Source organism: uncultured Brachyspira sp. (assembly GCF_949287625.1).
In the GTDB taxonomy this organism is placed as follows: Bacteria; Spirochaetota; Brachyspiria; order Brachyspirales; family Brachyspiraceae; genus Brachyspira.
In genome coordinates, this window is sequence record NZ_CASEGO010000174.1 from 1 (window position 1) to 3,322 (window position 3,322).

The window sequence follows — 3,322 nt, forward strand, 5'->3', positions numbered from 1 at the left end:
ATTTACAAAAATTTCTACTAGGCATATTTCATGATAACTTAAAATATAATGGAGTTAGATAAAATAAAAAACTTGAATGCCTGACGAATTTATTCGGCATGATCTTTTAATGAAAGTTTTTTATTTTTTATAATAAAATTTTTCATGATAACTTAAAATATAACGGAGTTAGATAAATGAGTATATTTAATTTTATAGATAAACATAATGCCAATAAAAAACTTTCTATATATACAAGTATAATAAGTTTTTTACTAGGCTGCATATGGGTATTTGTTAATCTTATTTACAGAGGCAGGGCTGTTACTAAAGAAGAGGCTATTGCTGTTGTAATAATTTTACTTGGGCTTAATGCTGTGAGTTTCGGCAGCGATTTGAGAGGTTTTTTGAAAATACTTAAAGGCAGTAATGATAATAAAAAACCGGAGGAAAACGATGATAAAAACTCTTGATGAAGCTATAACTTTTTATAAGAAAAAATATAAATTATTGGAAAATTATGATATAGAAAAAGCTGAAGAATATAAACAGTTAGCTGATTGGCTTATAGATTATAAAAGATTAAAAGAAGACAAAGAAAAAATAAAGAATCGTTGGAATATGATTTATGATCATTATACAAAAAATCAAGTAGATAAAAACATAAATGAAAAAGAAATAGAAGCATTAAAAGAGGGGTTATGTCAGTAGCTATAACTTTCATATTAAACTTCATTAAAAATAAAGTGCTTGAGATTATTAAATCTAAATATTTTTTAGTGTTTGTGCTTTTTGCTTTGATTGCCTTTATGGTATGTTTTATAATATTTCAATTAAAAAGCAAAGACAAAAAGATAAAAGATTTAGAGAACAAACTCTACACTACAAAACTTGAATTGTCAAATATGGTTATTCAAAAAAACATTGCTTTTCAGTCTAATAGTCAATATATAAAAGAGATATACACAAACAGCAATGAGGCAATAGAAAAACTTAGCTCTGATAAAAAATACAATTCTAATGAAATAAATACATTAGATAGAATAATTAAAGACTACAATACAGCACGCTCTCCTCCTAAATGATTAAACATGTTTTGAGAATAATATAAAAGCGAGGAAATAATGAAAAACTTTTTAATCAAAATATGGGATAAGATAAAACAGTATAGAGCTGTTATTATTATGTATTTAATGATGTTAATAGTCAGCATTGTATCTGACATAATGTTTGGCGGATTTAATATCATTAAATACATAGCTTATGCTGTTTTACTTGCTATACTAGTTATAATTATGGTCGTCTATAAAGATAAAATTAAACAAGCTATAGACGATGTTGAAAACAAAGTAGATAATAAATTAAATTAATTATTTTTTTTGAGGCACTATGAATAGGATTAGAGATGAAACAAAAAGAAACGACAAGTATAATACAAGAAAAAATAAAAGAATTAAAAATTAAGCAGCATATTTTAAGAGGTGAAAGAAAGTATTATGAATATATTTTATTTCATCGTGATTTATTTCAAAATGGTATCAATAAAAGCAGATTAATATTATCTAAAGAAATGGAATGGTATATTAAACATAATTCTATAAAAATTGTATGTATTCATTGTAAAAACAAGATTGATAATTTAACTGATGAAATAGTTGATATTAGTTTAGAAATACAAAAATTACAAGAAGTTATTAAAGAATAATGAAAAATAAAATCTTATTAATTATATTTTTGCTTATATTTTTTACTAGCTGTACAACCGTAAAATATGTTACAGTTCCGCTTTCTCCTCCGCCTGAACCTTATAAAGTAACTGAAGGGCAGATTAAAACTCAAAAGGACTTATTCAAAGAGTATCAAAAAACTCTCATAAAGCTAAATGAGTGGGAGGCTTGGTACTTAATTCAAACTAACATTGACAAAAAAAATAAATAGCTATACTATTTAATAGCTTAGTTAAACATTCGGCACTCTTATTTTTAAGGGTGCTTTTTTATTAAATAAAATAGCCTTGCCTTCAGATTAAATAAAACTAAAAGCAAGGCAGGAGTCATTATGAATAAATTTCCATTAAAGGAATATCAATTTTCTTGTATTTGCCTCTCTTGAAACATTTTTAATATATCATTAAAATGTACGCATTTAGGCTCTTCTTCTTTAATCTTAAATAAATTATGATTTTCTAAAGCTGTATTTAATCTTTTTTTATCAGCTTTTATATAATGTTTTATTGTAGTATCTATTTTACTATGTCCTAACAAAAGTGCTATGTCTTGAACTTGAATATTGTTATCATTATAAAGTTCACTCGCTAATCCTCTTCTGAAGCTGTGAAGAGTAAAATTAATATTATATTTTTTAGCCAGTCTGTTTGCTATATGTGAAATACTTTCTATTGTACATGCTTTGCCGCATTGAGTTATTAAAAGATTTTGTACATTTTTTCTGCTCTTTTTTTTCTTTCAATTAAATAATCTTTTAAATAGTTTTTTACTATATCAGCTAAAAGGACAGTACGAGGCTTTTTATTTCCTTTCACATTTGCGATATAAATTGTATTATTTTCAAAATCTATATCATCTAATTTAATTCCGCAAACTTCTTTTCTGCGTATTCCTGTAGTTGCTAAAATTAGAAACATTAAAATATTTCTTTGATTAGCAAAGCCTTTTTTCTTTTTCATAAGTTCTATTATTTCTAATGTTTGATTAGAATTGATTGTACTTGTATTTTGTACAACATATTCAGGTATTTTGACATTTAAAATACTTATATTCAAATCTGCCTCGTAAACATCATTTAAAAAATTAAAATATTTATTTAGTCCATTTTTTACATTTTTTGCTATATTGCGTCCTTTTTCATTTATGATTTTAGAATATATTTGAATGATATGTCTTTTTTTTAATTCAGTTATAGATACATCACTGTATTTGAAAAAATATTTTTCTAAAGCATAACAGTAGTTATATGTTGTAACTTTAGAAATACTTAAATGACAATAAGCAATAAATTCATTTTTTAATTGTGTGAACTCATACATTGTCTTAGCTCCAAAAAATTATTAAAGGTAGCTATAAAGCTAAAAACAATGACAATTCTTTGAACTATTATCGTTGTTTATAAAAAAAACCTTTAATAATGTTTATGTATACAGTATATATTTATACTAAGTTAAAGTCAAATTCTTATGGCAACTTTTTTAAAAACTTTATGATTTTTTATTTTTTGTATATTTTTTTATTTTTTGTTTAAGAGCCATAGATATTGCACAGTTTTAGTTTAAAAAAAGGAGGTATTCCTTATAATTTAAATTATCACAACAAACAAAAAGGAATAG

The 3,322-nt window shown here is 24.2% G+C and carries 8 protein-coding genes and 1 pseudogene; 6 read left to right on the forward strand and 3 right to left on the reverse strand.

Annotated features, from left to right (window positions below; all coding sequences use genetic code 11):
* The first annotated feature begins 176 nt into the window (after positions 1-176).
* Genes Q1X91_RS15210 through Q1X91_RS15235 form a run of 6 tightly spaced genes read left to right on the forward strand, consistent with a single transcriptional unit; the run spans position 177 to position 1,917 of the window.
* Positions 177-452, forward strand: a complete 276-nt coding sequence (locus Q1X91_RS15210) for an endonuclease (protein ID WP_300759406.1) — start codon at positions 177-179, stop codon at positions 450-452.
* Entirely contained in the window at positions 436-690 is a 255-nt protein-coding gene (locus Q1X91_RS15215) for a hypothetical protein (RefSeq protein ID WP_300759408.1), read from the forward strand. The genes Q1X91_RS15210 and Q1X91_RS15215 overlap by 17 nt, the downstream gene beginning before the upstream one ends.
* The gene (locus Q1X91_RS15220; protein ID WP_300759410.1) at positions 681-1,064 is read left to right on the forward strand and encodes a hypothetical protein; all 384 of its coding nucleotides are present in this window, start codon (positions 681-683) and stop codon (positions 1,062-1,064) included. The genes Q1X91_RS15215 and Q1X91_RS15220 overlap by 10 nt, the downstream gene beginning before the upstream one ends.
* Positions 1,065-1,103: 39 nt before the next feature.
* Positions 1,104-1,349 carry a hypothetical protein gene (locus tag Q1X91_RS15225; protein WP_300759412.1) on the forward strand — a complete coding sequence of 82 codons (246 nt, stop codon included), beginning with the start codon at positions 1,104-1,106 and terminating at the stop codon, positions 1,347-1,349.
* 35 nt (positions 1,350-1,384) lie between these two features.
* The gene (locus Q1X91_RS15230; protein WP_300759413.1) at positions 1,385-1,684 is read left to right on the forward strand and encodes a hypothetical protein; all 300 of its coding nucleotides are present in this window, start codon (positions 1,385-1,387) and stop codon (positions 1,682-1,684) included.
* Entirely contained in the window at positions 1,684-1,917 is a 234-nt protein-coding gene (locus tag Q1X91_RS15235) for a hypothetical protein (RefSeq protein WP_300759415.1), read from the forward strand. Before Q1X91_RS15230 ends, Q1X91_RS15235 begins: the two co-directional genes overlap by 1 nt.
* 146 nt (positions 1,918-2,063) lie before the next feature.
* Here the strand turns inward: Q1X91_RS15235 and Q1X91_RS15240 are convergent, their stop codons facing one another.
* The 3 genes and pseudogenes from Q1X91_RS15240 to Q1X91_RS15245 form a co-directional block, all read right to left on the reverse strand.
* Positions 2,064-2,243: a hypothetical protein gene (locus Q1X91_RS15240; RefSeq protein WP_300759417.1), complete on the reverse strand. Its 180-nt coding sequence runs from the start codon at positions 2,241-2,243 to the stop codon at positions 2,064-2,066.
* A pseudogene (locus Q1X91_RS15625) lies at positions 2,244-2,405 on the reverse strand (hypothetical protein); the annotation flags it as partial.
* Positions 2,405-3,025, reverse strand: a complete 621-nt coding sequence (locus Q1X91_RS15245; protein WP_300759419.1) for a site-specific integrase — start codon at positions 3,023-3,025, stop codon at positions 2,405-2,407. The pseudogene Q1X91_RS15625 and the gene Q1X91_RS15245, both read right to left, overlap by 1 nt.
* Between the last annotated feature and the right edge of the window lie 297 nt (positions 3,026-3,322).

Coding starts and splice junctions, on each gene's coding strand:
- Q1X91_RS15210 (WP_300759406.1), top strand. CDS start 177: ATGAGTATATTTAATTTTATAGATAAACATAATGCCAATAAAAAACTT.
- Q1X91_RS15215 (WP_300759408.1), top strand. CDS start 436: ATGATAAAAACTCTTGATGAAGCTATAACTTTTTATAAGAAAAAATAT.
- Q1X91_RS15220 (WP_300759410.1), top strand. CDS start 681: ATGTCAGTAGCTATAACTTTCATATTAAACTTCATTAAAAATAAAGTG.
- Q1X91_RS15225 (WP_300759412.1), top strand. CDS start 1,104: ATGAAAAACTTTTTAATCAAAATATGGGATAAGATAAAACAGTATAGA.
- Q1X91_RS15230 (WP_300759413.1), top strand. CDS start 1,385: ATGAAACAAAAAGAAACGACAAGTATAATACAAGAAAAAATAAAAGAA.
- Q1X91_RS15235 (WP_300759415.1), top strand. CDS start 1,684: ATGAAAAATAAAATCTTATTAATTATATTTTTGCTTATATTTTTTACT.
- Q1X91_RS15245 (WP_300759419.1), bottom strand. CDS start 3,025: ATGTATGAGTTCACACAATTAAAAAATGAATTTATTGCTTATTGTCAT.